At 34.1% G+C, this 23,398-nt stretch carries 27 protein-coding genes; 23 read left to right on the plus strand and 4 right to left on the minus strand.

What is annotated here, in order from left to right:
* Positions 1-47: 47 nt before the first annotated feature.
* On the minus strand, positions 48-1,268 hold the full coding sequence (locus AC6H33_RS07560) for an MATE family efflux transporter (protein WP_497604280.1): 1,221 nt from the start codon (positions 1,266-1,268) through the stop codon (positions 48-50).
* A gap of 92 nt (positions 1,269-1,360) precedes the next feature.
* Complete coding sequence (locus AC6H33_RS07565; protein ID WP_497604281.1) at positions 1,361-1,642, minus strand: hypothetical protein; 282 nt, start codon at positions 1,640-1,642, stop codon at positions 1,361-1,363.
* 162 nt (positions 1,643-1,804) lie between these two features.
* Here AC6H33_RS07565 and AC6H33_RS07570 point away from each other — a divergent pair, with 162 nt between their 5' ends.
* The 11 genes from AC6H33_RS07570 (at position 1,805) to AC6H33_RS07620 (ending at position 10,467) form a co-directional block, all read left to right on the plus strand.
* Complete coding sequence (locus AC6H33_RS07570; protein ID WP_497604282.1) at positions 1,805-3,055, plus strand: TolC family protein; 1,251 nt, start codon at positions 1,805-1,807, stop codon at positions 3,053-3,055.
* Positions 3,052-4,197, plus strand: coding sequence for an efflux RND transporter periplasmic adaptor subunit (locus tag AC6H33_RS07575; protein ID WP_497604283.1), 1,146 nt, complete (start codon positions 3,052-3,054; stop codon positions 4,195-4,197). Before AC6H33_RS07570 ends, AC6H33_RS07575 begins: the two co-directional genes overlap by 4 nt.
* Entirely contained in the window at positions 4,194-5,339 is a 1,146-nt protein-coding gene (locus AC6H33_RS07580) for an ABC transporter permease (protein WP_497604284.1), read from the plus strand. Before AC6H33_RS07575 ends, AC6H33_RS07580 begins: the two co-directional genes overlap by 4 nt.
* Before the next feature lies 1 nt (position 5,340).
* On the plus strand, positions 5,341-6,054 hold the full coding sequence (locus AC6H33_RS07585) for an ABC transporter ATP-binding protein (protein WP_497604285.1): 714 nt from the start codon (positions 5,341-5,343) through the stop codon (positions 6,052-6,054).
* A 68-nt stretch (positions 6,055-6,122) separates the two neighbouring features.
* Entirely contained in the window at positions 6,123-6,422 is a 300-nt protein-coding gene (locus AC6H33_RS07590; RefSeq protein WP_497604286.1) for a DUF1104 domain-containing protein, read from the plus strand.
* A 44-nt stretch (positions 6,423-6,466) separates the two neighbouring features.
* The gene (locus AC6H33_RS07595; RefSeq protein WP_497604287.1) at positions 6,467-6,778 is read left to right on the plus strand and encodes a hypothetical protein; all 312 of its coding nucleotides are present in this window, start codon (positions 6,467-6,469) and stop codon (positions 6,776-6,778) included.
* A gap of 23 nt (positions 6,779-6,801) precedes the next feature.
* Positions 6,802-7,461, plus strand: coding sequence for a response regulator transcription factor (locus AC6H33_RS07600; protein ID WP_497604288.1), 660 nt, complete (start codon positions 6,802-6,804; stop codon positions 7,459-7,461).
* Positions 7,451-8,599, plus strand: coding sequence for a sensor histidine kinase (locus AC6H33_RS07605; RefSeq protein ID WP_497604289.1), 1,149 nt, complete (start codon positions 7,451-7,453; stop codon positions 8,597-8,599). The genes AC6H33_RS07600 and AC6H33_RS07605 overlap by 11 nt, the downstream gene beginning before the upstream one ends.
* Entirely contained in the window at positions 8,593-8,919 is a 327-nt protein-coding gene (locus tag AC6H33_RS07610) for a hypothetical protein (protein WP_497604290.1), read from the plus strand. Before AC6H33_RS07605 ends, AC6H33_RS07610 begins: the two co-directional genes overlap by 7 nt.
* 267 nt (positions 8,920-9,186) lie before the next feature.
* Positions 9,187-9,474: a TFIIB-type zinc ribbon-containing protein gene (locus tag AC6H33_RS07615; RefSeq protein ID WP_497604291.1), complete on the plus strand. Its 288-nt coding sequence runs from the start codon at positions 9,187-9,189 to the stop codon at positions 9,472-9,474.
* A gap of 12 nt (positions 9,475-9,486) precedes the next feature.
* The gene (locus tag AC6H33_RS07620) at positions 9,487-10,467 is read left to right on the plus strand and encodes a calcium/sodium antiporter (RefSeq protein ID WP_497604292.1); all 981 of its coding nucleotides are present in this window, start codon (positions 9,487-9,489) and stop codon (positions 10,465-10,467) included.
* 68 nt (positions 10,468-10,535) lie between these two features.
* Here the strand turns inward: AC6H33_RS07620 and AC6H33_RS07625 are convergent, their stop codons facing one another.
* Positions 10,536-11,384, minus strand: coding sequence for a DUF808 domain-containing protein (locus AC6H33_RS07625; protein WP_497604293.1), 849 nt, complete (start codon positions 11,382-11,384; stop codon positions 10,536-10,538).
* A gap of 24 nt (positions 11,385-11,408) precedes the next feature.
* Positions 11,409-12,617 carry an MFS transporter gene (locus AC6H33_RS07630; RefSeq protein ID WP_497604294.1) on the minus strand — a complete coding sequence of 403 codons (1,209 nt, stop codon included), beginning with the start codon at positions 12,615-12,617 and terminating at the stop codon, positions 11,409-11,411.
* Between the two features lie 121 nt (positions 12,618-12,738).
* Here AC6H33_RS07630 and AC6H33_RS07635 point away from each other — a divergent pair, with 121 nt between their 5' ends.
* The 12 genes from AC6H33_RS07635 to AC6H33_RS07690 all read left to right on the plus strand — a co-directional run bounded on the left by AC6H33_RS07635 (position 12,739) and on the right by AC6H33_RS07690 (position 23,392).
* Positions 12,739-13,113: a flagellar protein FlaG gene (locus tag AC6H33_RS07635; protein WP_497604295.1), complete on the plus strand. Its 375-nt coding sequence runs from the start codon at positions 12,739-12,741 to the stop codon at positions 13,111-13,113.
* Between the two features lie 136 nt (positions 13,114-13,249).
* A complete protein-coding gene (locus AC6H33_RS07640; RefSeq protein ID WP_497604296.1) occupies positions 13,250-14,464 on the plus strand; it encodes an argininosuccinate synthase in 1,215 nt (404 codons plus the stop codon).
* A gap of 18 nt (positions 14,465-14,482) precedes the next feature.
* Positions 14,483-15,220 carry a ferredoxin-thioredoxin reductase catalytic domain-containing protein gene (locus AC6H33_RS07645; protein WP_497604297.1) on the plus strand — a complete coding sequence of 246 codons (738 nt, stop codon included), beginning with the start codon at positions 14,483-14,485 and terminating at the stop codon, positions 15,218-15,220.
* 8 nt (positions 15,221-15,228) lie between these two features.
* Entirely contained in the window at positions 15,229-15,675 is a 447-nt protein-coding gene (gene rplI / locus AC6H33_RS07650) for a 50S ribosomal protein L9 (RefSeq protein WP_497604298.1), read from the plus strand.
* The gene (gene hslV / locus AC6H33_RS07655; RefSeq protein WP_497604299.1) at positions 15,675-16,220 is read left to right on the plus strand and encodes an ATP-dependent protease subunit HslV; all 546 of its coding nucleotides are present in this window, start codon (positions 15,675-15,677) and stop codon (positions 16,218-16,220) included. The genes rplI and hslV overlap by 1 nt, the downstream gene beginning before the upstream one ends.
* Positions 16,217-17,545 (plus strand): ATP-dependent protease ATPase subunit HslU, encoded by a 1,329-nt coding sequence (gene hslU / locus AC6H33_RS07660; RefSeq protein WP_497604300.1) that lies wholly within the window; start codon positions 16,217-16,219, stop codon positions 17,543-17,545. The genes hslV and hslU overlap by 4 nt, the downstream gene beginning before the upstream one ends.
* 8 nt (positions 17,546-17,553) lie before the next feature.
* Positions 17,554-18,468 (plus strand): GTPase Era, encoded by a 915-nt coding sequence (gene era, locus AC6H33_RS07665; protein ID WP_497604301.1) that lies wholly within the window; start codon positions 17,554-17,556, stop codon positions 18,466-18,468.
* The gene (locus AC6H33_RS07670) at positions 18,465-19,430 is read left to right on the plus strand and encodes a L,D-transpeptidase family protein (RefSeq protein WP_497604302.1); all 966 of its coding nucleotides are present in this window, start codon (positions 18,465-18,467) and stop codon (positions 19,428-19,430) included. Before era ends, AC6H33_RS07670 begins: the two co-directional genes overlap by 4 nt.
* Positions 19,431-19,441: 11 nt before the next feature.
* Entirely contained in the window at positions 19,442-20,752 is a 1,311-nt protein-coding gene (locus tag AC6H33_RS07675; protein WP_497604303.1) for a M99 family carboxypeptidase catalytic domain-containing protein, read from the plus strand.
* On the plus strand, positions 20,749-22,302 hold the full coding sequence (locus AC6H33_RS07680) for a hypothetical protein (protein ID WP_497604304.1): 1,554 nt from the start codon (positions 20,749-20,751) through the stop codon (positions 22,300-22,302). The genes AC6H33_RS07675 and AC6H33_RS07680 overlap by 4 nt, the downstream gene beginning before the upstream one ends.
* The gene (gene pilO / locus AC6H33_RS07685) at positions 22,299-22,937 is read left to right on the plus strand and encodes a type 4a pilus biogenesis protein PilO (RefSeq protein ID WP_497604305.1); all 639 of its coding nucleotides are present in this window, start codon (positions 22,299-22,301) and stop codon (positions 22,935-22,937) included. Before AC6H33_RS07680 ends, pilO begins: the two co-directional genes overlap by 4 nt.
* Positions 22,937-23,392, plus strand: a complete 456-nt coding sequence (locus AC6H33_RS07690) for a hypothetical protein (RefSeq protein ID WP_497604306.1) — start codon at positions 22,937-22,939, stop codon at positions 23,390-23,392. The genes pilO and AC6H33_RS07690 overlap by 1 nt, the downstream gene beginning before the upstream one ends.
* Positions 23,393-23,398 lie beyond the last annotated feature (6 nt).

A 23,398-nucleotide genomic window follows, 5' to 3' on the forward strand; every position in this document is an offset into this window, starting at 1 on the left:
AATATTCTTTGCTGTTTAAAATGTCCTTGAATTATATAACTTTTATCTTAAATCTTTGTCTCTAACCATTTTCTTTTCTTATAAATATAGACGTAAATCAACCCTTTTATCAGAGTTTCTACATTCATAATAATAAATATAGCAACGATTCCGTATCCCATTTTATAAGCTATATATGATGGGATTACTCTAAAAATCCAAAGAGAGGCAACACTTATCTTTAGTGTTATCTTTGTAGCCCCAGCACCTCTTAGTGCTCCCGAATATACAAACATAATAGCAAGAGGGATTTGAGCAAGACCTACAAAGATAAGATAGTAAGATGCAACCGCTACTGTCTGTGCATCTTGTGTGAAAAAACCAACCAAAAACTCTGGAAATGTTATAAGAAAAAAGCCGACAAAACCCATAAATATATATGCGACTCTTCCGCTGATAATGCCCATGTTATAGGCTTTTTCTCTATTGTTTGAACCCAAACTCTGCCCTACTAAAGCAGTAGCCGCTATGGCAAACCCAAACCCTGGCATAAAAGCAATCCCCTCGATACGAAGTCCTACTTGATACCCCGCTAACTCTGCTGTTCCATACGCTGCAATGATAGATACAAAAAACAGAAATGAGATACTAGATATTCCACGCTCTAGTGCCGCGCTCCAACCAACATGCCAAACTCTGATGATGTCTTTTGTGCGAATGATAGGGATGATATTTAGTTTTGAGTATGGTTTTTTTAGAAGTATGTAGTACGCAATAATGTTAAAACAGTAGGCGATAAGCGTAGCATAAGCTGCCCCTTCAATCCCCATCGCATCAAAACCGTAATGACCAAAAATAAAAACATAATTTAAAGCGGCGTTAATTACGGCTGAGATTAGCTTTATATAGAGTGAGTTTTTTGTATCTCCCGCTGCGGAGAGTGCATTGTAGAGAAGTGTATCTATAAATATTACAACAATTCCAAGTGAGAGTACCTTAAAATAGAGCGCTCCAAGCTCTACAACATCGCCCTGCGCACCCATAATAATGTAGAGATATTTACTTCCAAAGTACCCGCCTATTGTTACAAAGATAGATAAGATAGAAGCAACAATAATGAGTGAGTAGAGAAGCGAAGAAGCTCTTTTCTTTCTCCCCTGCCCTATAAAGCGTGATATTAGAGCATTTCCGCCAACAACATAGAGAGTCATCAAAACATTTATAACCATCATAAACTGCATACTCATACCAACAGCCGCCAAAGCTGAGACGCTAATCATCCCGACCATAAGCATATCTATGAGAATTTGTAAAATATCTACTAGGTGTTTAAGTGCGGCGGGAACTGCGATGGAGAGTACTTTGCGGGTATCTTTAGAGACTACTCTTGAAAAAATTGTGATACCTCTTGCATAGCGATTATTAGCTCTTGTTTTGTTTTAAACTCTAAAATTTTTTTATCTTTTTCATCTTGATGCAGTGGAGTAAAATCAAAAACAAGTACATATGAGAGTACCTTTACTTTATCGCCATAAAGTTCCACCCACTCAAGGCTCATCTCTGCGCTCTCGCCATTTAGTTCAACTACAACAGCTGGATAGAGTCGTACAAGCTTACTCAAGTCAATCTCACCAACAGTTGAGTGATAAATCATATTTTTCATATTAAAAACTTCTATAAATCTATTTTTCGTATGGTAGCTAAGAGGAGTTGATTATTGGCTTATCTATACAAAACTGATAAAACAAAAAGTTTAAATTCCACAAATATTTCACAAATATACGCAATAATGCAACTATATTTTTTATATAAGGGTACTTCTTTTATGAGTAAATTTTTATCTCTCTTTTTAGCTCTTTTTCTCTTAAGTTTACAGGCACAGACACTCACTATTGAGAGTTGTATTGAAAAATCTTTGCAGAATCATCCAGACATTAAAAAGCTCTCTTTAGGGTTAGCGCAGAGTGCTTACGCTGTTGATGTAGCAAAGGCTGACTACTTGCCTCAAGTAACTCTGAGTGCAGATTATAATCCTCACAACACTTTTGTTATGCCACAAAATGGCTCTTTTAACACCATAACAGACGATAGTTGGCAAGTTGGAGGCGTGATAAATCAGAAGATATATGACTTCTCAAAAACTGACTCAACTATAAAAGCAAATGAAAATGGTGAAAAAATAGCCTCACTTTCACTAAAAGATGCTGCGTCTCTTCTTAGCTATAACATCAAAAACATCTACAACTTAGCACTATTTCAAACTAAAGCCCTACAAACAAGAGAAAAAGATTATCAGACAAAAGAGGAACTATACAAACAAGCAAAAGCACTTGTGCGTGAGGGCTTAAAGACTCAAGCAGATGAGATGAGTATGCTCAGTGCTCTTTATGGCGCTGAGGATGCAATAGCGCAAAGCAGAGCAGAACTACATAAGGCTCTCACAACGCTCTCTTTATATATGGGCGAAGATGTGGCATTTGATGTGACTCTTATCGATGAGTTTGTAGAGCAAAAAGATGACTTTAAGAGCACAAGCGAAGATGCTATAAGAAAAAACTATGCTCTATCTAGTGCGCAAGAACAAATCAGTAAAGATTCACTTCTCTACAAAGCTGCTAAAGCCCAAAATTACGGCTCAATTGATGCGATTGCATCTTATTCGCATCAAAGCACTCTTAACGAGTATGACACCTCAATGGTTGGCATTGGGATAAAGATACCGCTTTACAGTGGGGGAAGAATATCTTCGTTAGAGCAAATCTCTCGCATAGATATTGAGATGGCAAAAGAGTCATACAACACAAAAAAACTTCAACTCAAGGAGGAGATTGAAACTCTTCTAATAGATTTGCAAAGATTTCACTACACGACCAAAGCTAAAGAGGCACTCATAGATTCCACAGAGGCTACAAAAACTATAGTTGAAGCCAGATACAAAGAGGGTCTCTCCACATACATAGAAGTTTTAGATGCTTCATCGCTAAATTTACAAGCTACACTTGGGCTCTTAGAGTCAAAGTTCGCTATACGAAAAATCATAGATAGATTAGAATACTTAAGAGGAGAAAAAGAGTGAAAAGTTACTTAAAATATATAACAGTTGGGCTTATTATCGCAGTTGGAGGAGCTATTTTTTACAACAAAGTTTATGTTGTAAAATCAACTTTTGCAACAATAAAGCCAACAAAAGGGGATTTGGTTGTAAATATTCGTGGCATTGGAAATGTAGACGCTAAGAACATCTACAACATCACAGCACAAAGCGGGGGAAAGATAAATGAAATCTTTTATGATGAGGGAGATGAAGTAAAAAAAGGAGATTTACTTCTTAGTATAGATGCCGTTGATATGCCTCTTTTAGTAGACGAAGCAAAAGCTTCCCTTTCAAAAGCTGGGCATGAGGCTAAGTCCGCAAAAGAGACTAAAGAGGCTCTTGAGGCACAAAGGATGCTCCTAGAATCAACTCATCAAAGATATAAAAAACTCTTAGAGCAGAAGTTTCTCTCCCAAGCAGAGTACGATAAAGCAAAGAGCGACTTGGACAATATAGACGCGCAGATAGCCTCTTCAAAGGCAAAAATCGCCTCAGCTCTCTCTGAAGAGTTACGTCTGAAAAAAAGCATAGAAGCGTTAGGAGAAAAGCTCCAAAGATTTAAAATCTACTCGCCGATTGATGGATATATAATCTCAAAAGATGCAGAACTTGCATCTTATGTTCTACCCTCTTCTACTATTTTTAAAATCGTTGATCCAAAAACGTTATGGGTTCGTGCTAATGTTGATGAGAGAGTTGCTTCAGAGTTGAAAGTCGGACTCAAGGCGACGATTAGACTAAGATCTAAACCAAATGAAAATATCCCTGCAACGCTTCAAAGAGTAGTAGCCATGAGTAACGCTGTAACTTTGGAGAGAGAGATAAATGTCGGTTTTGATGTTACCCCCAAAGAGTTTTATATAAATGAACAAGCAGAGGTAAGTGTAGAGGTTGCAACCTATAAAGATGCTATAAAAATACCATCAAAACTGCTTAGAACATATAAAGAAAAAAGGGGTGTTTGGGTAGCTGAGGGCGAAAATGCTCAATTTAAACCTATAGAGATTTTGGCGCAAAGTGATGAAGAGGTTGCAATTTCTTTGGGAATTGATGCACAAACAACTCTTCTTGTATTAGAAGAAAACAAAAAACCTCTAAGCGATGGAATGAAGATTTTTAGATGATAGATTTAGCGGCAAAAGACATTAAACACACCCTTGGCAAGTTTTTAGTAACTGCTATGGGTGTTGGTATGTTGCTTGGGATTGTTCTCATTATGATTGGTGTTTATCGTGGAATGATGGCTGATGCGGAGATTTTACTCGATGACATTAAAGCTGATTTGTGGATAGTTCAAGAGGACACGCTAGGACCATTTGCGGAATCTTCAAGAGTATATAAAGATATGAGAGAGACTATCTATGTTATGCAAGGCATTGAGAAAAGCGAAGCCATGACATTTCAAAATATCCAGTTACCTCATCGTAAAAAACCAGTTCGTGTTGTAGCTGTCGGATACGATATATATGGCTCAATCAACCCAATAAATGAAGCAAGATTAATAGCTGGGCGAGTTTTAGAACATGAGCATTATGAGATAGTTGTAACTGATAAAACAGGATTTGAGTTAGGTGAGATAATCAAGCTAGGCAGAAATGATTATACTGTTGTTGGAATCACGCATAGTACGGTCTCAAACGGTGGAGACCCACTTGTCTATCTAAACCTAAAAGATGCGCAAGAACTTCAGTTTTTATACTCAAACAAAGAGATTCAAAACAGCGTAGCAAGAGGGGTGAAAAACTCAGAATCTGACATGGTAAACACAATTATCGCAAGAGTAAAAAGTGGTTACGATATAGAAGAAGTAGCAGCAGAGATAAGAAAATGGCAACATAAAAGTGTTTATAGTGCAAACGACCAAAAAGAGATACTTACAAAAAATCTTATTGAGAAATCATCAAAACAGATAGGGCTCTTTACCGCTATTTTAGTTGTAGTCTCTACCATCATAATCGCGCTTATCATCTACACAATGACACTAGAGAAGATGAAAGAGATAGCCATTATGAAGCTTATGGGACTACCAAATAGCCTTATTATCTCCATGATTGTAAAAGAGACTCTACTTCTTGGAGTTTTTGCATTTATATTTGGAAATATCTTTGCTCTTCTTACTTACGACAAGTTTCCAAAGAGAATCGTGCTTGAGATTCCAGATGCGTGGATGCTCTTTGGTGTCATCATCATAGCCTCTATCCTAGCCTCTTTTGTGGGTGTTAAAAAAGTTATCAGCGCAGACCCTTCATCTGCAATAGGAGGATGATATGAAAAAAGAGTCAGCGATAAAAATTAAAAATTTAGTCAAAAACTTCGGCAAAGATGAAAATCTAGTTAAAGTAATAGACAATGCCTCATTTGAGATAAACAAGGGCGAACTCGTAGCCCTAATCGCTCCAAGCGGTGCTGGAAAAACAACACTCTTGATGATGATAGGGTGTGTGTTAGAGCCTACTAGCGGAGAGATTTGGCTGGGAGAGGAGATGGTTTATAACAACAAATGGATAGCCAAAGATACGCGCCGTATCCGCAGAGAGAAGATAGGTTTTATCTTTCAAGCCCACTATCTTATACCATTTTTAAATGTTATAGAGAACATAACACTCCTTCCACAAACTAACAAAACAAACAAAAAAGATGCTGATAAAAAAGCGATGGAACTGCTAAAGTACCTTGAGATTGCAGATAAAGCCCATAGTATGCCATCTCAGCTCTCAGGCGGACAAAACCAAAGAGTAGCAATTGCTAGAGCTTTAGCTAACAATCCAGAGATTATCTTAGCAGATGAGCCAACAGCCGCACTAGATGCAAAACGATCAATCAGCGTTATACAAATGCTCAAAAAAATAGCGATTGAGCAAAACGTAGCAATCATCACAGTTACCCATGATGAGAGAATCCTTCCATACTTTGACAAGATTATGAAGATAGAAAACAGAAGCATTGTTTTTGAAGAGTTAAGTGAAACTCAAATAGTTTAAAACTTTCTCTTTAGCTTCACAATTATTTCACAACCCTCCATTATAATTATGAAAACAAGGAGCGAATCATGAAAAAAAGTATTATTTTATCTATGTTGGCAATTAGCCTCTCTTTTGGAGCAGACTATACACAAATGAGTACACAGGAGATGCAAAACATGCGTGGAAGCGTTCCTGAGGCTGATAGAGAAGCTTTTAAAAGTGAGATGCAAAACAGAGTTCAAAATATGAGCGCAGAAGAGAAAGACTCTTTTAAACAAAGCAACTCTAAAGGTGGCTCAAAACAAGGTCCACAAGATGGAACAGGCAATATGTATAAAGGTTCAAACGGCGGCGGCGGCGGTGGCGGTGGAAGAGGAAGAAGATAACCTTTTCTAAATAATTTTTTACAATAACAACTAAAGGATATATTATGGATGTAAGTTCAGCTGGTTCAATGCAACAAATGCAGATGCAGATGAGAAAAATGGATGGCTCTGGCGGTGGTCAAGGTCAAGGCGGCATGAGAGACATCATGCAGAGTCTATCTACTGAAGATAAAAATCAAATGATGGAACAACTTAGCGTAATGAGTCAAGAAGAGAGATCCAAAACAGTTGCACAAATGAAAGATATTGATGCAACTACTCTAAGTGAGCAAGATTACACTAAAGCACTACTAGAGATACTAAACAAAGCAGATACAAATGAAGTTCAAACTGAAGGCTTTTCAGTATATGCATAACAGTTTTTAATGTATAATTTTTTATGAAAATTTTATACCTTGAAGATGATATACCTCTCTCAGATACCGTCGCTGAGTTTCTTAGCGAAGAGGGATTTGAGGTAAGCTCTGTTTATGATGGCGAAGAAGCTCTAGAGCGTATCTATAAAGAGAGTTTCGATCTGTTTTTATTTGATGTAAATGTTCCAAAAATTGACGGATTTAAGCTCTTGCATGAGCTAAGAGAAGCAAATATCTCAACTCCTGCAATTTTTACAACCTCACTCAAAGGCATTGATGATTTATCGATGGGCTATGAGTGCGGTGCTGATGACTACATAAAGAAGCCCTTTGCCCTAAGAGAGCTACTCTTTCGCATAAAAGCACTTCTAAGACGAGAGTTTAAATCACAAAATGAGATAACAACCATAAGTAGTGGAGTAAAGTTTAACACCTTCACCAACGAGCTCTATATTGCGGATAAAAAAACGCCACTAAACCCTAAAGAGTCTATTTTACTAAAACTTCTGCTAAAGCATCAAAATGAGTGTATTTTACTAGAAGATATATATACCGAGCTTTGGTCACATGATGAGCATTACAGCGATATGAGCCTAAGAACATATATAAAAAACCTACGTAAACTTCTAGGCAAAGAGCAGATTTTGAGCATAAAAAAAGTAGGATACAAACTTGTACACTAGCGAGAGAAAAAGTATATTTTATGTGCTTGGGCTCTATCTAAGCTCTACTCTCCTGCTCATTGCCACACTCTTTGGCAGTTACTACTTTTATAAACAAGATGAGCTTATACACTCTGAGCAGAATATATTAAAAGAGTACAGCTCAAATCTACAAGAGAGACTTCTTTATGTCCATGATAACAGCGACACAAAATATGAATACCCAAGATTTAAAGAGTTTAGCAGTGCTATTTATGATATTGATAAAAATCTCATCTTCTCAACTATCAAAAAAAATGTACAAAATCTTGATAATGAGCTATTTTTCAAAGGCCAAAAAGCATACTATGTAACTTCTATAAATCCTCACTATCTAGGCGCTGCGTTTATGGTTATAGAAAAAGATGCAAAACCTTTAAATATCTTAAATGACCTTATCGCCACTGCTCTTTTTATTATTATCCTTACTTTTATAACCTCCTATTTTTTAGTAAAAGCCGTACTTAAGCCTCTAAGAGACAACTTGCGTCTTCTTGACAACTTCATAAAAGAGACTACACATGAGCTAAATACACCCATAACGACAATTATGGCCAATATCGAGACGCTAGATAGTAAAAACTGTGATGAAAAATCTCTAAAAAAACTACAAAGAATAAAGAGCGCATCTGCAACCATCTCAAACCTCTATGAAGATTTGGTATATCTGCTCCTAAACCACAAAGTCTCATCACAAAACGAAGAGCTTGATTTATCGCAAATTATATACGACAGAGTTGAGTATTTCTCTTTTATGTCAAACGCAAAAAAGCTTAACATTAAACTCGATATTGATGATGGAGTTATCTTTTATGCAGATAAGAAAAAGATAGAAAAACTCATAGACAACATCCTCTCAAACGCCATAAAATACACAAACAAAGCGACAACTATAACCATTGAGTTAAAGCCATCACATCTTTTTGTTTTGGATGAGGGCAACGGCATGAGCCAAAAAGAAGTAGGTATGATATTTGAGAGATATAAACGCTTCGATAAAACTCAAGGCGGTTTTGGCATAGGATACAGCATCATAAAAGCGATAATCGATGAGTACAACATAAAAATCGAGATAGCATCAGAGCTTAAAAAAGGTACAAAGGTGACTCTAAGATGGTAAAAATTACGCTAATTATAACTCTGTTTTTAAGTCTGCTTGATGGCTCCACATTTAAAGAAAACTGCCTAAGTTGTCATGAAAAAGATTTTAAATTTAACATGATATTAAAAAAATATACCCAAAAATACAGCAGTGAGAGAAAAATCAAAGAAGCTATATTTGAGTACTTAAGAGAGCCAAGTGTTGAAAAAGCAATTTTGCCTTATGAGTATATAAACAGATTTGGCATAAAAGAGAAGAGTGAATTGGATGATAAAACATTAAGAGAGATGATAGACATCTACTACGAAATGTTTAATCTAAAATCTAAAATTTATTGATTAAATATATTGGATATCTTTGCATCAGATATACTTTCTAAAAAAAATCAAAGTTTAAGAACAGAAATAAGCAAACTTAAGTTTTTAATAGAAAATAATTTTAAAATAAAAATTAGAACTATCTTTTTTGGTTAACATACTAAATATATAAAATTGTACAATTCTCACATTTATTTTATGGAGCTAAAAATATTAAGTTTAATAAACATAGTATCGATAACTTAAATAAATTCCAAACAAAAAATAATTTAATTGAGGAGTTATAAAATGAAGTGTCCTGTATGTACAAATGTTCATTTAGTTATGAGTGATAGACAGGGTGTTGAAATAGATTACTGCCCAACTTGTAGAGGTGTATGGCTTGACAGAGGTGAACTTGATAAGATAATCGAAAAAAGTGCATCTTCTTCAAATTCATATACGAGCAACTCACATGCCCAACCAAAGTATGAAAATACTCAAAAAGAACATTTTAATAAATATAATAATCATGAGAATAATGGGTATCATAAAAAGAAAAAAGAGAGCTTTTTCTCAGAACTTTTCGATTTTTAAAAAAGAGGTTTAATGATACTTTATATACTCGCAATTATGGCAGGATTCGTAATCCTTGTTTGGAGTGCAGATAAATTTGTTAGTGGTGCAGCTTCTGTTGCAAAACATTTAGGAATGCCTAGTTTATTGATAGGTATTTTGATAGTTGGATTTGGAACAAGTGCGCCAGAAATGGTCGTCTCAGCTATTGCAGCGATGGAAGGCAATCCAGCACTTGCTCTTGGTAATGCTTTGGGTTCTAATATTGTTAATATTACTTTGATTTTAGGAGTTACAGCGATTGTCGCTCCTATTAGTGTGAAGTCAAAAATTGTAAGAAAAGAGATTCCATTATTACTTTTAATTGTTTTACTCGCAGGATATATATTAGTTGATAATGCGCTTACATTCAATGAGGGAATTATCCTTATATTTGGCTTCTTTTTACTTATAGGTTGGTCAATTTTTGCCGCTATTAAAGGCAAAGGTGATGCACTAGAAGCTGAAATGGATAATGAGCTCATTGAACATAAAATGAGTTTAAGGGCAGGAGTTATTTGGCTTATTATTGGACTCTTTTTGCTAATCGCAAGCTCTCGACTTTTAGTTTGGGGTGCAATTGGAGTTGCTACAGAATTTGGTGTGAGTGATTTGATTATTGGACTCACTATTGTTGCTCTTGGAACTTCTTTACCTGAACTTGCAGCTTCTATCATAGCTGCAACAAAAGGTGAACATGATATCGCTATTGGAAATGTCGTTGGTTCTAATATGTTTAATATCTTAGCCGTTATAGGTATTGCAACGCTTATTGCGCCTATGAATAATATTGCTTTAGAAGTATTGCAAAGAGATTGGCTTATAATGTTAATTTTAACAATTGCACTTTTAATCATGACTTATAGGTTTAAAAAACAAGATGGAAAGATTACTCGAATAAAAGGTATGTTTTTAGTCGTTGCTTACGTTGCTTATAACACATACCTCGCAATGAGTTTAACAGGAAATTTATAATTTCTAAGAGAGTAAAAAGAGAGTTTTTTTACTCTCTTTTATTAAAAACTGAATTTATTGGTTTATTCTTAATTTTTTTGTCTCTTAAAAATCTTTACAACAAACAGAACTACAGCCCCGATAACTGAGCCAATCAACATGTCGTTTACAAAAGCAGGAAGAGCATCTATAAAGTAGTTATGGAAAAATTCTACTTTATGTGTAAGTATTCCACCACCGACTAAAATCATGGCAAATGTTCCTACAAAAGCCAAAATTTTTATCAATTTTGGCATAGCATTTATGAGAAAAAGTCCGCTTTTTTGATGCTCTTTTTCTATAAGGTAAAAACCGACATTATCCATTCTAACTATCATTGCGACAAGCCCATAAACACCAAAAGTAGCTACAAGAGCAACTATAACAGTAGAAGATACTTGTACCATAAACGGCTTTGTAGCAACCGCAGCAAGGGCAATTACTACAATCTCGATAGAGAGTATAAAGTCAGTTACGATTGCCGATTTTATTTTTTGTTTCTCTATCTCTAAAATAGTCTCTGGAGTTGAGTTTAGTAGCTCTTCATTTTTTTCTTCATGCTCTTTATGAAACAGATACTCCTCTATCTTCTCAACGCCCTCATAAAGCAAGAAAAGCGCACCAAACACAAGTATAATCGTAATGAGAGTAGGCGCTATTGCAGTTAGTAAAAATGCAACAGGCAAGATGATGACTTTATTTTTCAGTGAGCCTTTTGTTATAGCCCAAATTACTGCCAACTCTCTTGATTGCTCAAAACCTGTCGCTTTTTGAGCATTTACCGCCAAGTCATCTCCAAGAATTGCCGCCGTTTTTTGAGTAGCAACTTTACTAGCAACTGCTACATCATCAGCGAGCATTGCAATATCATCTAAAAGTAAAAAAATCCCTGATGCCATCTTTTGTGTTTTTCCTTAAGTATTTTAAATTTTTACATCTTTTATATTTTGACTCTTTATTACCCATCTAAAATAGAGCGCACCAACGATAAACATAAATCCAATAAGAGAAGTTATAAACTCTAGTGAGTACCCTTTTGTAGCCAAAAAACCTACCATATACGATATAAATGTAGCAGCCGCTAAAAATAGCATATCGTTATAAGCCACAATCCGCCCATAATACTTTGAGTCTATATTTTGTTGCAAAAGTGTGTATGTATATGACCAGAGAGTTGTAGTAAATAGCCCAACAAAAACACTCGCAATGAGCGACATGTAAAAATCACTCATCAAATAAGCCCAGAGCCAAATTGCCAATGCTTGAGATAAAAAGAAATAGGACATTTTTTTATTATCTGCCCATCTAGATAAAAGTATTGGACCAACTACCAACCCAATTGCCCTAGAAGCATGCATCATCCCAAGAGCTAAAGAAGTTGCAATGACAGAGGCGTAGTATTTATCAACCATCAAAGCAACTAAAGCATCAAAAGCAGTAAACCCAATAAAAGCATGAAGCATCATTAGATGAATAGCATGAGGCGTTCTCTTTAGATACCTAAAAGTATCACTCATCATCTCCGTAAAGCTCTCTTTTGTTTTTATAAACTCTACATCTATATTTGTCTTGTAAAGAATATAAAAAGCAAAAACAAACATTGACGCATCAAGGATAAACGCAACCTTTACTCCAAGCCAAAAAACTACAAAACCACTAAGAGCCATACCCAAAGTATAAGAAAATGACCAGATGATAGAGTGTATCTCATTTGCTCTTTGTAGTTTTTTTCCATCAAGAATTTTTGGCAGCAGTGACATCTCTGTTGTAAAATAAAAACTAGCAGCCGACATCTTTAAAAAAACTAACATATACAAAAGCCACAAATCTGAAATATCCTCTACAAAGAGAAGAAAAAGAGTTGTAAATATCTCAAATACAAGAAGAGACAGAAGAAGTGTTTTTGGTTTTACACTATCAATGATAGAGCCTGAAAACGGAGCTTGTATAATTCCTGAGAGAAAATGAAGCATAGCCGTAAAGGCAACAACATCTGGTGAAACTTCCATCTTTAGCAAGAGAGTGTATATAGCTACATTGCTAAACCAAGCCCCAAAATAGGCTATTAACTGTACTGTAGATAGACGTCTCAATATTGGTTGTGCTTGTAATAATTTTATGTACTCATTCATAAATGCAAGGGTATCATAAATAGATACAAAATAGAAAAATCAAAAATAATGTTTTTTAATTAAAGTATTTTATTTTTATGCCGATTTGGACTCTAGAATGTTTTAAAATAAGGAGTACGTCATGGATGGCATAGCAAATGTAGCGAAACAACAACAATCTCAAATGAAATCAGCTCAAACAGAGCAGACTCATCTACAGCAGACTCAAGTACAACAACCAAAGCAAGTTGATTTGGTCAAAGAGATGCAAAAAGAAAATTCTCCAAAGATAGATTCTAAAGAGCAAGTACAAGACTTGGTAAATCAACTAAACAACGCACTAGCTCCAATGAATACAAACATAAAATTTGGTGTTGATCAGCAAGATATCTTTTATGTTTCAGTAGTAGAGTCTGAAACAAGCAAAATGATAAGAAGATTTCCAGCAGAACAAGCTGCAGAATTTTTACCAAAAATGCAAGAAGTAACAGGAATACTGTTTGATTCAAAAGGGTAATAAAATACCCTTTTGAAACCATTTTAGCCCCTCTTTTCCATTTTACTATCTCCCATTTATCTTTTTTTGCTAACCCTTATTTAATATCTTTTGTAGTAAAATCGCGCCAATTATTTTGTTTATAAAGGTTTTTATTATGAAAAGAGAAGTTAAAAAAGTAGTTTTGGCGTATTCTGGCGGACTTGACACTAGTGTTATTTTAAAGTGGCTTCAAGATGAGTACAAATGTGAAGTTGTAACATTTACTGCCGATATCGGTCAAGGCGAAGAGGTTGAACCTGCACGCACCAAAGCCCTCTCTTTGGGAATAAAACCTGAAAATATTTTTATCGATGACTTAAGAGAAGAGTTTGTAAAAGATTATGTATTTCCTATGTTTAGAGCAAATGCTATTTATGAAGGCGAATATCTTCTTGGAACTTCAATAGCAAGACCACTTATCGCAAAAAGACAAGTTGAAATCGCTCACCTAACTAATGCAGATGGCGTAAGTCATGGTGCAACTGGAAAAGGAAACGATCAAGTTAGATTTGAGATGGGATATTTAAGCAAAGACTCAACATTAACTGTTATCGCACCATGGAGAGAGTGGGACTTAAACTCAAGAGAAAAACTTTTAGCTTATGCCGAAGAACATGGTATTCAGATAGAGAAAAAAGGTAAAAAATCTCCTTATTCTATGGATGCAAACTTACTTCACATCTCTTATGAAGGTGGAATTTTAGAAGATCCAAATGCAGAACCAGAAGATAGTATGTGGTTATGGACTACTAAACCTGAAGATGCACCAAATACTCCAGAATATATAACAATAGGCTATGAAAACGGAGACCCAATCTCTTTAAATGGTAAAAATCTAAGCCCTGCGACTATGCTTGAGACACTAAACAAAGTAGCTGGGAAGCATGGAATCGGTCGTGCTGATATTGTAGAAAACAGATACGTTGGTATGAAAAGCCGTGGATGCTATGAAACACCAGGCGGAACTATAATGCTAAAAGGACATCGCGCAATTGAGTCACTAACACTTGATCGTGAAGAGGCTCACTTAAAAGATGAATTAATGCCTCGTTATGCAAAATTAATCTATAACGGTTTTTGGTTCTCACCTGAGCGTGAGATGCTTCAAGCGGCAATTGACGCAACACAAAAAAATGTAAACGGAGAAGTTAGACTAAAACTCTACAAAGGCTCTGTAACTGTTGTTGGACGTAAATCAGAATCTTCACTCTTCAATCCAGAGTATTGTACATTTGAAGAAGATGCTGTTTATGATCAAAAAGATGCAGCAGGATTTATCAAACTAAATGCACTAAGATTTATTATTGCTGGCAAAGCAAGAAAAAAATAAAACCCTAAAGGAAATAGCATGAGCATAATCAAGATAGATATGAATTCACCTGAATTTCAAGAAGAGTTACAAAAAACTATAAAATTTACAGACAAAGTAAATAAACAATTTGGTTGGGTATACAACCCTCAAGAAGAGGTAAATGAAGGCGTACAGATGGGTCTTGCTAGAAACAAGATGATGTACGGTAAAAGATTTTGCCCATGTTTTATGGTTGAAGTTGTAGATGAAAAACCAAGAAGCGTAGAAGATAGAATCTGCCCATGTAAACCAGCTATTGAAAAAGAGATGCCAGAAGATGGTGTTTGTCACTGTGGAATTTACTGTACACCTGAGTATGCAGCAAATAAAAGAGCTGAAATGGGTATGGAAGAAGCAGTTCACACCCATTCTCGCGGTTTAACCAAAGAAGAAGCTATACTTCTTCTAAACCAAAAAGAGCTAGATGGCGATGAAGTTATTTCTCTTCTTGAAGCAAGAGAACTTGGTATGGTAGAGTTTAACCTTGTAGATGTTCGTGAGCATATGGAGTGGCAGATGGGTCACATAAAAGGTGCAAACAAACTTGTTCCGACAAGCAGTTTTTTCGCAGCACTTGATGACGCTAAACTAAATAAAGAAGAAAATATAATCCTCTACTGTCATGTAGGAAGCAGAAGCGCTCATGTTGCTAGAATATTAAATGACATGGGATACCAAAAGATAGGAAATCTAACTTATGGAATAGTATCTTATAGTGGTGAAATAGAGAGATAAGGAAAAAAATGAAAATACTTTTAATAAAAGATGTAAAAACGCTCGGAAAAGCAGGTGAAGTAAAAGAGGTAAAAGATGGCTATGGCCAAAATTTCTTAATTGCAAAAGGTTTTGCAAAACATGCAACAGCCGAGATTTTAGCGCAACACAAAGAAGATGAAAAAATAGCAGCAGACAACCTAGCACAAGAGATAGCGTCACTTAAAGAACTAGCTATAAAACTTGATAAAGCTGAGATTGTTATCACTAAAAAATTAGGACAAAATGGACATCTCTTTGGTTCAATTACAAAAGATGAAGTAGCCCATGCTCTTTTTGAACAACATAAAATTGAAATCGATAAAAAACATATCACTGATAAGCTATCGATAAAAACTGTTGGCGAACATGATTTAGACTTAAGATTAGGTCATAGTATCCATGCAACACTACATGTGGATGTTGTAGGCGAATAATGTTTGATGCAACAACTATCCTTGCATATAAAGGCAAAAACAGAGCAGTAATCGGCGGAGATGGGCAAGTTACTTTTGGAAACAGCGTACTAAAAGGCAATGCTACAAAAATACGTACACTCTATAATGGCAAAATCTTAGCTGGTTTTGCTGGGAGTACTGCTGATGCTTTTAATCTTTTTGATATGTTTGAAGAGTTTTTAGAGGCAAAAAAAGGCGATATTTTAAAATCAGTTGTCGAGTTTTCAAAGGCGTGGAGAAAAGACAGAGTTCTTCGCAGACTTGAAGCTATGATGATTGTGCTAAATGGTGAGCATATTTTTATACTTACTGGAAACGGTGATGTTGTTGAGCCTGAAGATGGAGAGATAGCTTCTATTGGCAGTGGTGGAAATTTTGCAATTTCTGCAGCACGTGCACTTAAAAAACACTCGTCTCTTGATGAAGAAGCTCTAGTTAGAGAGAGTTTAAGCATAGCCGCTGATTTGTGTATATATACAAATCACAATATCAAAATTCTTTCATTAGATGGAGAGCCTAAGTGAACTTAACACCAAAAGAGATTGTTGAATATCTAGACAAATATGTAATATCTCAACATAATGCTAAAAAAACAATCGCTCTTGCTCTTAGAACAAGATATAGAAGAATGCAATTAAGCCCTGAACTTCAAAATGATATTACACCAAAAAACATCCTAATGATTGGCTCAACTGGAGTTGGTAAAACAGAAATCTCAAGACGATTAGCTAAGATGATGAAGGTTCCTTTTATCAAAGTTGAAGCTAGTAAATACACAGAAGTAGGTTTTGTAGGGCGTGATGTTGAATCTATGATTAGAGATTTAGTTGTTGCTTCCATAGCTATCGTTAAAGCCGAAAAAGAAGAAGAAAATAGAGAAAAAATTGAGAACTATGTCTTAAACAAGATAGTTGAAAAACTTATTCCCCCACTTGCATTTGGTGCTAGTGAGAGCAAAAAAGATGACTACCAAAGACTTCTTAGTGTGATGGAAGAGAGAGTTTTATCTGGAGAAATGGACGATCAAATCATACAGCTAGAAGTTGAGAAGATTCACATAGAGTTTAATGACACAAACCTTCCTCCAGAGATGGCAAAAGTGCAAGAGTCATTTTCTCGTGTATTTTCTCAAATGAATAAAGAGGACAACAAAAAAGAGCTAAGCGTAAAAGACGCTAAAGTAATCCTAAGAAATGAAGCAAGTATAAAGCTTATAGATTCTACTCATATAAATGCTGAAGCGCTAAGACGCGCTGAGGATGGAGGGATTATTTTCCTTGATGAGATAGACAAAATAGCTATAAGTGAAAAATCGCAAAGTAGAAATGACCCAAGCAAAGAGGGAGTTCAAAGAGATTTATTGCCTATTGTTGAAGGAAGTAGCGTTTCTACAAAATATGGAACTATAAATACAGACCATATTTTATTTATTGCAGCTGGTGCTTTTCATCTATGCAAACCAAGTGATTTGATTCCAGAGCTTCAAGGAAGGTTTCCTCTTAGAGTCGAACTTGAAGCTCTAAATGAAGACACTCTATATAAAATACTAACTCAAACAACAAACTCTCTGCTCAAACAGTATGAAGCGCTACTTAGTGTTGAGGGAATGAAACTGATTTTTGAAGATGAAGCGATTAAAGCTATCGCTAAATTAGCACATCGAGCAAATGAGATAGCCGAAGATATAGGAGCTAGAAGACTTCATACTGTCATAGAGAAAATCTTAGAAGATGTTAGTTTTAATGCGAATGAGTACAAAGATAAAGAGTTTATAGTTACTTCAAAACTAGTACATGAAAAGTTAGACACCATAGTTGAGAATGACGATCTCTCTAGATATATCTTATAGGAAAAAATATGGCAAACTCCGCCTCAACTAAAGCATCAAATTTACAAACCAAAGCTGGTTTTGTCTCTCTAATAGGTCGCCCAAACGCAGGAAAGAGTACTTTAATGAACTCTCTTTTAGGTGAAAATATAGCAATGGTTAGCCAAAAAGCCAATGCAACCAGAAAAAGATCAAATGCCATAGTTATGCATAATGACACTCAAATTATCTTTGTTGACACGCCAGGTTTACATGAGAGAGAAAAAGTACTAAATCAATTTATGCTTGATGAGGCTCTAAAAGCCATGGGTGATTGTGATTTGATAGTTTATCTAGCTCCTGTTACTGACAATGTTGAAAACTATGAAAAATTTTTAAAACTTAATAACTCAAAAATAAAACATATCATAGTCCTAAGCAAGATAGACCAAGTCTCACAAGAAAAGCTTTTTAAAAAGATATTGCAATACAATCAATTCTCAGAGAGCTTTGAAGCACTAATCCCAATGGCAGTTCCGAAAAAAGTTGGGCATAAAGATCTGCTTGAAACAATCTCAAAACTACTTCCCGCATCGCCATTTCTTTTTGATCCGCAAGATTTAACAAGTGAGCTTGTGCGTAATATCTATGCTGGATTTATCAGAGAAGGAGTTTTTCAAAATGTAAGTGATGAGATCCCTTATGAATCTGATGTTATCATAGATAAAATTTCTGAAGAGAAAAATGTAGATAGAATCATTGCCACTATCATCGTAGAAAAAGAGTCTCAAAAAGGGATAATTATTGGCAGAGGCGGAGAAGGTATAAAAAGAATAGGTAAATATTCTAGAGAGAAGATAGAAATGTTAAGTGGAAAAAAAGCATATCTTGATTTACAGGTTGTTGTAAAAAAAGGTTGGAGCAAAGATAAATCATATTTACAAGAGATAGGTTACACATCATGAAATTACTACTGCTAATACTACTGAGTTTAAATGTTTACGCTGTTGATATATTAACAAGCTATAGAAATAACGGTACTGCTGATATAGAGAAGCAGATGGATTTGGAGTTATCAAGTGAAGATTATTGGAAGACTCAAGTAAAAGATAGAGATGTTAATTTTGGATATATTGAATCATTTACAAATATACTTGCATGTGATAAATCACAATCATCTCTAAATCTATACTCACTTGATGAAAACCAAAGTTTTAAATTTAGAAAAAAATATAGCGCCTTTACAGGAAAAATGAAAGGTGATAAGATAAAAGAGGGAGATTTAAGAACTCCAACTGGAATTTATCAAATCACCCAAAAACTCTCAAAAGAGACTAATCTAGACCCTTTTTATGGACCATTTGCTTTTGTCACTTCATACCCAAATGTTTATGACTCTTACAAAGGTAAAAATGGCTCTGGTATTTGGATACATGGGCTTCCAGCAGAAGACAGAGATGAATTTACAAGAGGTTGTATCGCGATAAATAATCCAAGCATTGAGTGTTTAAATAAAAATATAGATATATCAAAAACACTACTTGTTATTAATGACTCTGAAGTTAAGAATAATGTCTCAAAAGAGAACCTTGCTTTGATTTTAGCGCAGTTATATACGTGGAGATATGCGTGGCTTTATGATGATATAAAAAATTATCTAAGTTTTTATGCTTCAAGCTTTGTTAGATTTGATGGAATGGATATAGAAAAATTTAGAAGCTATAAAACAAGAGTTTTTCAAAAAGGTGAGAAAAAAACTATTATTTTCAATAATATAAATGTTTTACCTTATCCAAACAGCTCGAATATTTATGAAATTACATTTCAAGAACACTATAAATCTGATACATTTGAGTTTAATGGAGATAAAACTCTAATTATTGAGCTAGACGAGAGTAGAAAAATAAAAATATTAACAGAAAAATAAAAGAGAGTATTATGAAAATCATTTCACTAAAACTCTCTATATTTTTACTTTTACTTACTCCACTTTTTGGAAATATTGAGCTTATTAAAAAAGAAAACAATGACTCAAATACTACCCTTCTTGTTATTGGTGGAATACATGGTGATGAGCCAGGTGGGTATTTTGCCGCATCAATCTTAGCATCTCATTACAAAATAGAATCAAAAAACTTATGGATAGTTCCAAATCTAAACCAAGATAGCATTGTAAAAAACAATAGGGGCATTAATGGAGATATGAATAGAAAATTCTCCGTCATAGATAAAAATGATAACGACAAACAAACCGTTGAAGATATAAAAGAGATAATTTTACAAAAAAATATCTCTTTAGTTTTAAATCTACATGATGGTAATGGGTTTTACAGAAAAACCAACAAAGGAAATATATTTAATCCAAACGCATGGGGGCAAACATGTGTTATAGACCAATGCAATCTAAGCAAGGATCAACCATTTGGTGATCTAAATAAAATTGCCCTTGATATAAAAGAAGTAATCAACAAAAAACTTATTGAAGAGCATCACACCTTTGACGTTAAAAATACAAATACTAAATTTGAAGATGAAGCTATGCAACTTTCACTCACATACTTTGCTGTAACTAACAATAAACCAGCGTTTGCAATAGAGAGTAGCAAAAACTTATCTTCTCTGTCTCAAAAAGTTTTTTATCATCTCTTAGCGATAGAAGAATTTATGAACATCATGCATATATCTTTTAAAAGAGAGTTTGAACTAAGTCAAGAGAAAATAGAGGAAATACTTCAAAATAACGGGAATTTGATAATAAATAATAACATTTGCATAAATTTAACTAATATAAAAAAAATTTTAAGCTTTATTCCGATAAAATCAGAAAATAACGTGTTTAAATTCTCAAACACGCTAGGAAGCGTTGTTCAAGAGGGACAGAATTTTGTTGTTTACATAGGCAACAAAAAAATAACCACTCTTGTTCCACAATTTTTTAAAATACAAGAGTCTTGCACAAAAGAGTTTGAAGCAGTTGTAGACGGAGAGAAACGCTCTTTAAATAGCACTTTAGATTTTTTTGTAAATGACGATTTTAAAATTATTAGTGAAAATGAGTATCGTGTGAATATAATTGGTTACAAGGCAGTTGGTCAAGTTGATGATAGTGGTGTAGATATCTCACTTAAAGATTTTGACAAGAGATACTCAATTGATATAGACGGTATGGTTTATAGAGTTGAGTTTTATAAAAATAGTGAATTTTGTTTTATGTCCAAAGTTCATTTTAAACAGGATGATGCAAAATGAGTAAAAAAGAACAACACTCTTTTTCTAGTGTACTTTCTATAAATCCATACAAAAACAATTATGTTTCAACTATTGCAAGTAGTTTAAACGTAACAACAACTCCGATTTATAGCAAAGAGCAGTATGTAATATCTTATCTCAATACAAAAAGTTTTATTAACAGCCATATAGCTATAAGTAAAAATATACCTGATGAAGATTTATATGATGCAATATACAATAAAGCGTATGATGAGCTAGGTCTTGATCAGGCGATTTTGTACCAAATAGAATACATTGAAACTTTCAATAAACTAGATGAAGCAAATAGAAACTTTCATGTATTTATAATTGATCCTATTACTGTTAGCGATGTTTTTAAAAGCGCAGTTGATAAAATTAAATATATTGACCAAATTATTCCATCACCTCTTTTATTAAAATCGCTCTATTCAAGAGATTTAATTGAAGATAGCGGAGTTCATTGTTTTATATATTTTCAAGAAAATGATACGTTCATTACAATCTACAACGAAAAAGAGTTTTTATATACAAAGTCTATAAACTACTCATTTACGCAGATGCATGAGAGATTTTGTGAACTGTATGGAGAGATGGTTGAATATGAAGATTTTATTCACTTTCTATCTTATGAAGATCTTAAAACTACTGAAAATAACTACAAAACATTTATTATAAAACTATACAAAGAAATCTTTGCAAATATAAATGATATTTTAACTTATGTAAAAAGAGCTCTAAGTATAGAAAAAATAGAGTGCATATATATAGACACTCAGCTTCCTTCTGTTACAAAAATATATGAAATGGCAGAAGTAGAACTCGGCATAAAGAGCTCAAGCTTTAATTTTAACTATGGATTTATAAGTAACGACGCGCACATAGATCATTTTCATGCGCTAATGCATATTTACTCAACTCTTTCACAAAAAGATAGATATGAGTGTAATTTTACAATTTACCACCGCCCTCCAAAATTCACACAAAGAGAGAGTGGTCGTGCCATACTACTCTCCGTTGCAACACTACTCATGGCATTTATGTATCCTGTTTCATATTGGACACTAACTTATGCTCAATCTCTGCAGTACAAACTACTTGAAGAAGAGTATAGAAATGTACACAATGTTAAAATAACTAGAGAGCAAATTATCAAAAGCAAAGAAGCAGAAAAAGAGAAAATTTCTAAGCTTGTAAATAATGAAAAAGAAGAGTATACAAGTAAAAAAAATACCTTAGTAAAAATTCATGATGTAAAAGTAAATTATCCAATGAAAGCTGATTTATTACAAATCCTTACAAAAGATTTTAATACTTTTAATGTAAATCTTGAGACTGCTTTTTATGCTGAAACAGAAAAGAGTGACAAATCAGAGGCTTCTAAAGAGTTCAAGTTTGGTTTAGTATCTTCAAATGATAAAAAAATAACAGATTTGATTAAATACTTAACAAAAACCTATGGGGAGAAATTTCACTTCTCTATAAATGAAATATCGTATGACATAGAAGAGAAGTTATACTTCGGGGAATTAAAGGTGAATTTAATATGAACTTTAAATTAATGATTGAAGAGACCTTACAAAGAATGGACTCCTTCTTTAAGGAAAAATCTCAAAAAGATACCTATATGGTATATCTTATGATTATTGTTATTTTCTCTGCTTTGGCTTATCCATTTTATGATAGCTCAACTAATGAGTTTAATGCTATAAAAGATAAAGTAACTCAAGTAACAACAAAAATAGATGCTGATAAGATTTATCTTAAAATCAACACCGAAGCTACAATTGCTAGACTTGGCGAAGAAATTGTTGGCTTAGAAAATGATTTAACTATTCTAAAAGATCAAAACAGTTATATTAAAGAGAAAATAGAGGCAATATCGTCATTGATATATAATGAAAAAGCTTGGGGTGAGTATTTAAACTCTATTTCAATTCATGCTAAAAACCATAATATTAAAATTGTAAACTTTGTGAATACTTATTCGCTTCACAATGAAGCTTCTTTTGGCCATGTTCTTGATATCTCCCTAAAAATCACGGGGAATTATCTTGACATCGTAAAATTTATCAACTCTTTAGAGCAGAGTGAATTAGTAGTAGATGTTCATGATTTAGATATAAAGGCACAAAATGCGCTTAATACAAAAATTGATATCTCTGTCTGGGGGATTACATACTAATGAAAACAACATTAATAATATTACTAACATTATTGTTATCAAATAATATACTTGCATCTGAACTAGACTGGGTTAATGAACAAATCGAAGCTATTAAGCCACCAAGAAAAGGTGTTGTAGTATCTGGTGTAGAGAACCCGTTTGTATTTTTAAAGAAAAATATGCCAAAAGACAAAGATGGCAAAAAAACTGATACATCAACACCAAAAACAGGAATTGCTAGTAGCATAGAAAAACCAAAAAAAGAGGTTATAACCGCTGCTAGTTTTGATTTAAGTGCGATTATTAACTCTTCAGCTATGATCAATGGAAATTGGTGCAAAGTTGATGATGTTGTAAAGGGTTATAAAATCTCTGAAATTAGCAAAGATGGCGTAATCCTAAAAAAGGATAAGAAACTTATACTCTTATCAACAGCAACAAAAAAACAAACTCTAAAATTCAAAAATAAGTAGGGCAGA

Source organism: Sulfurimonas limnophila (assembly GCF_059705345.1).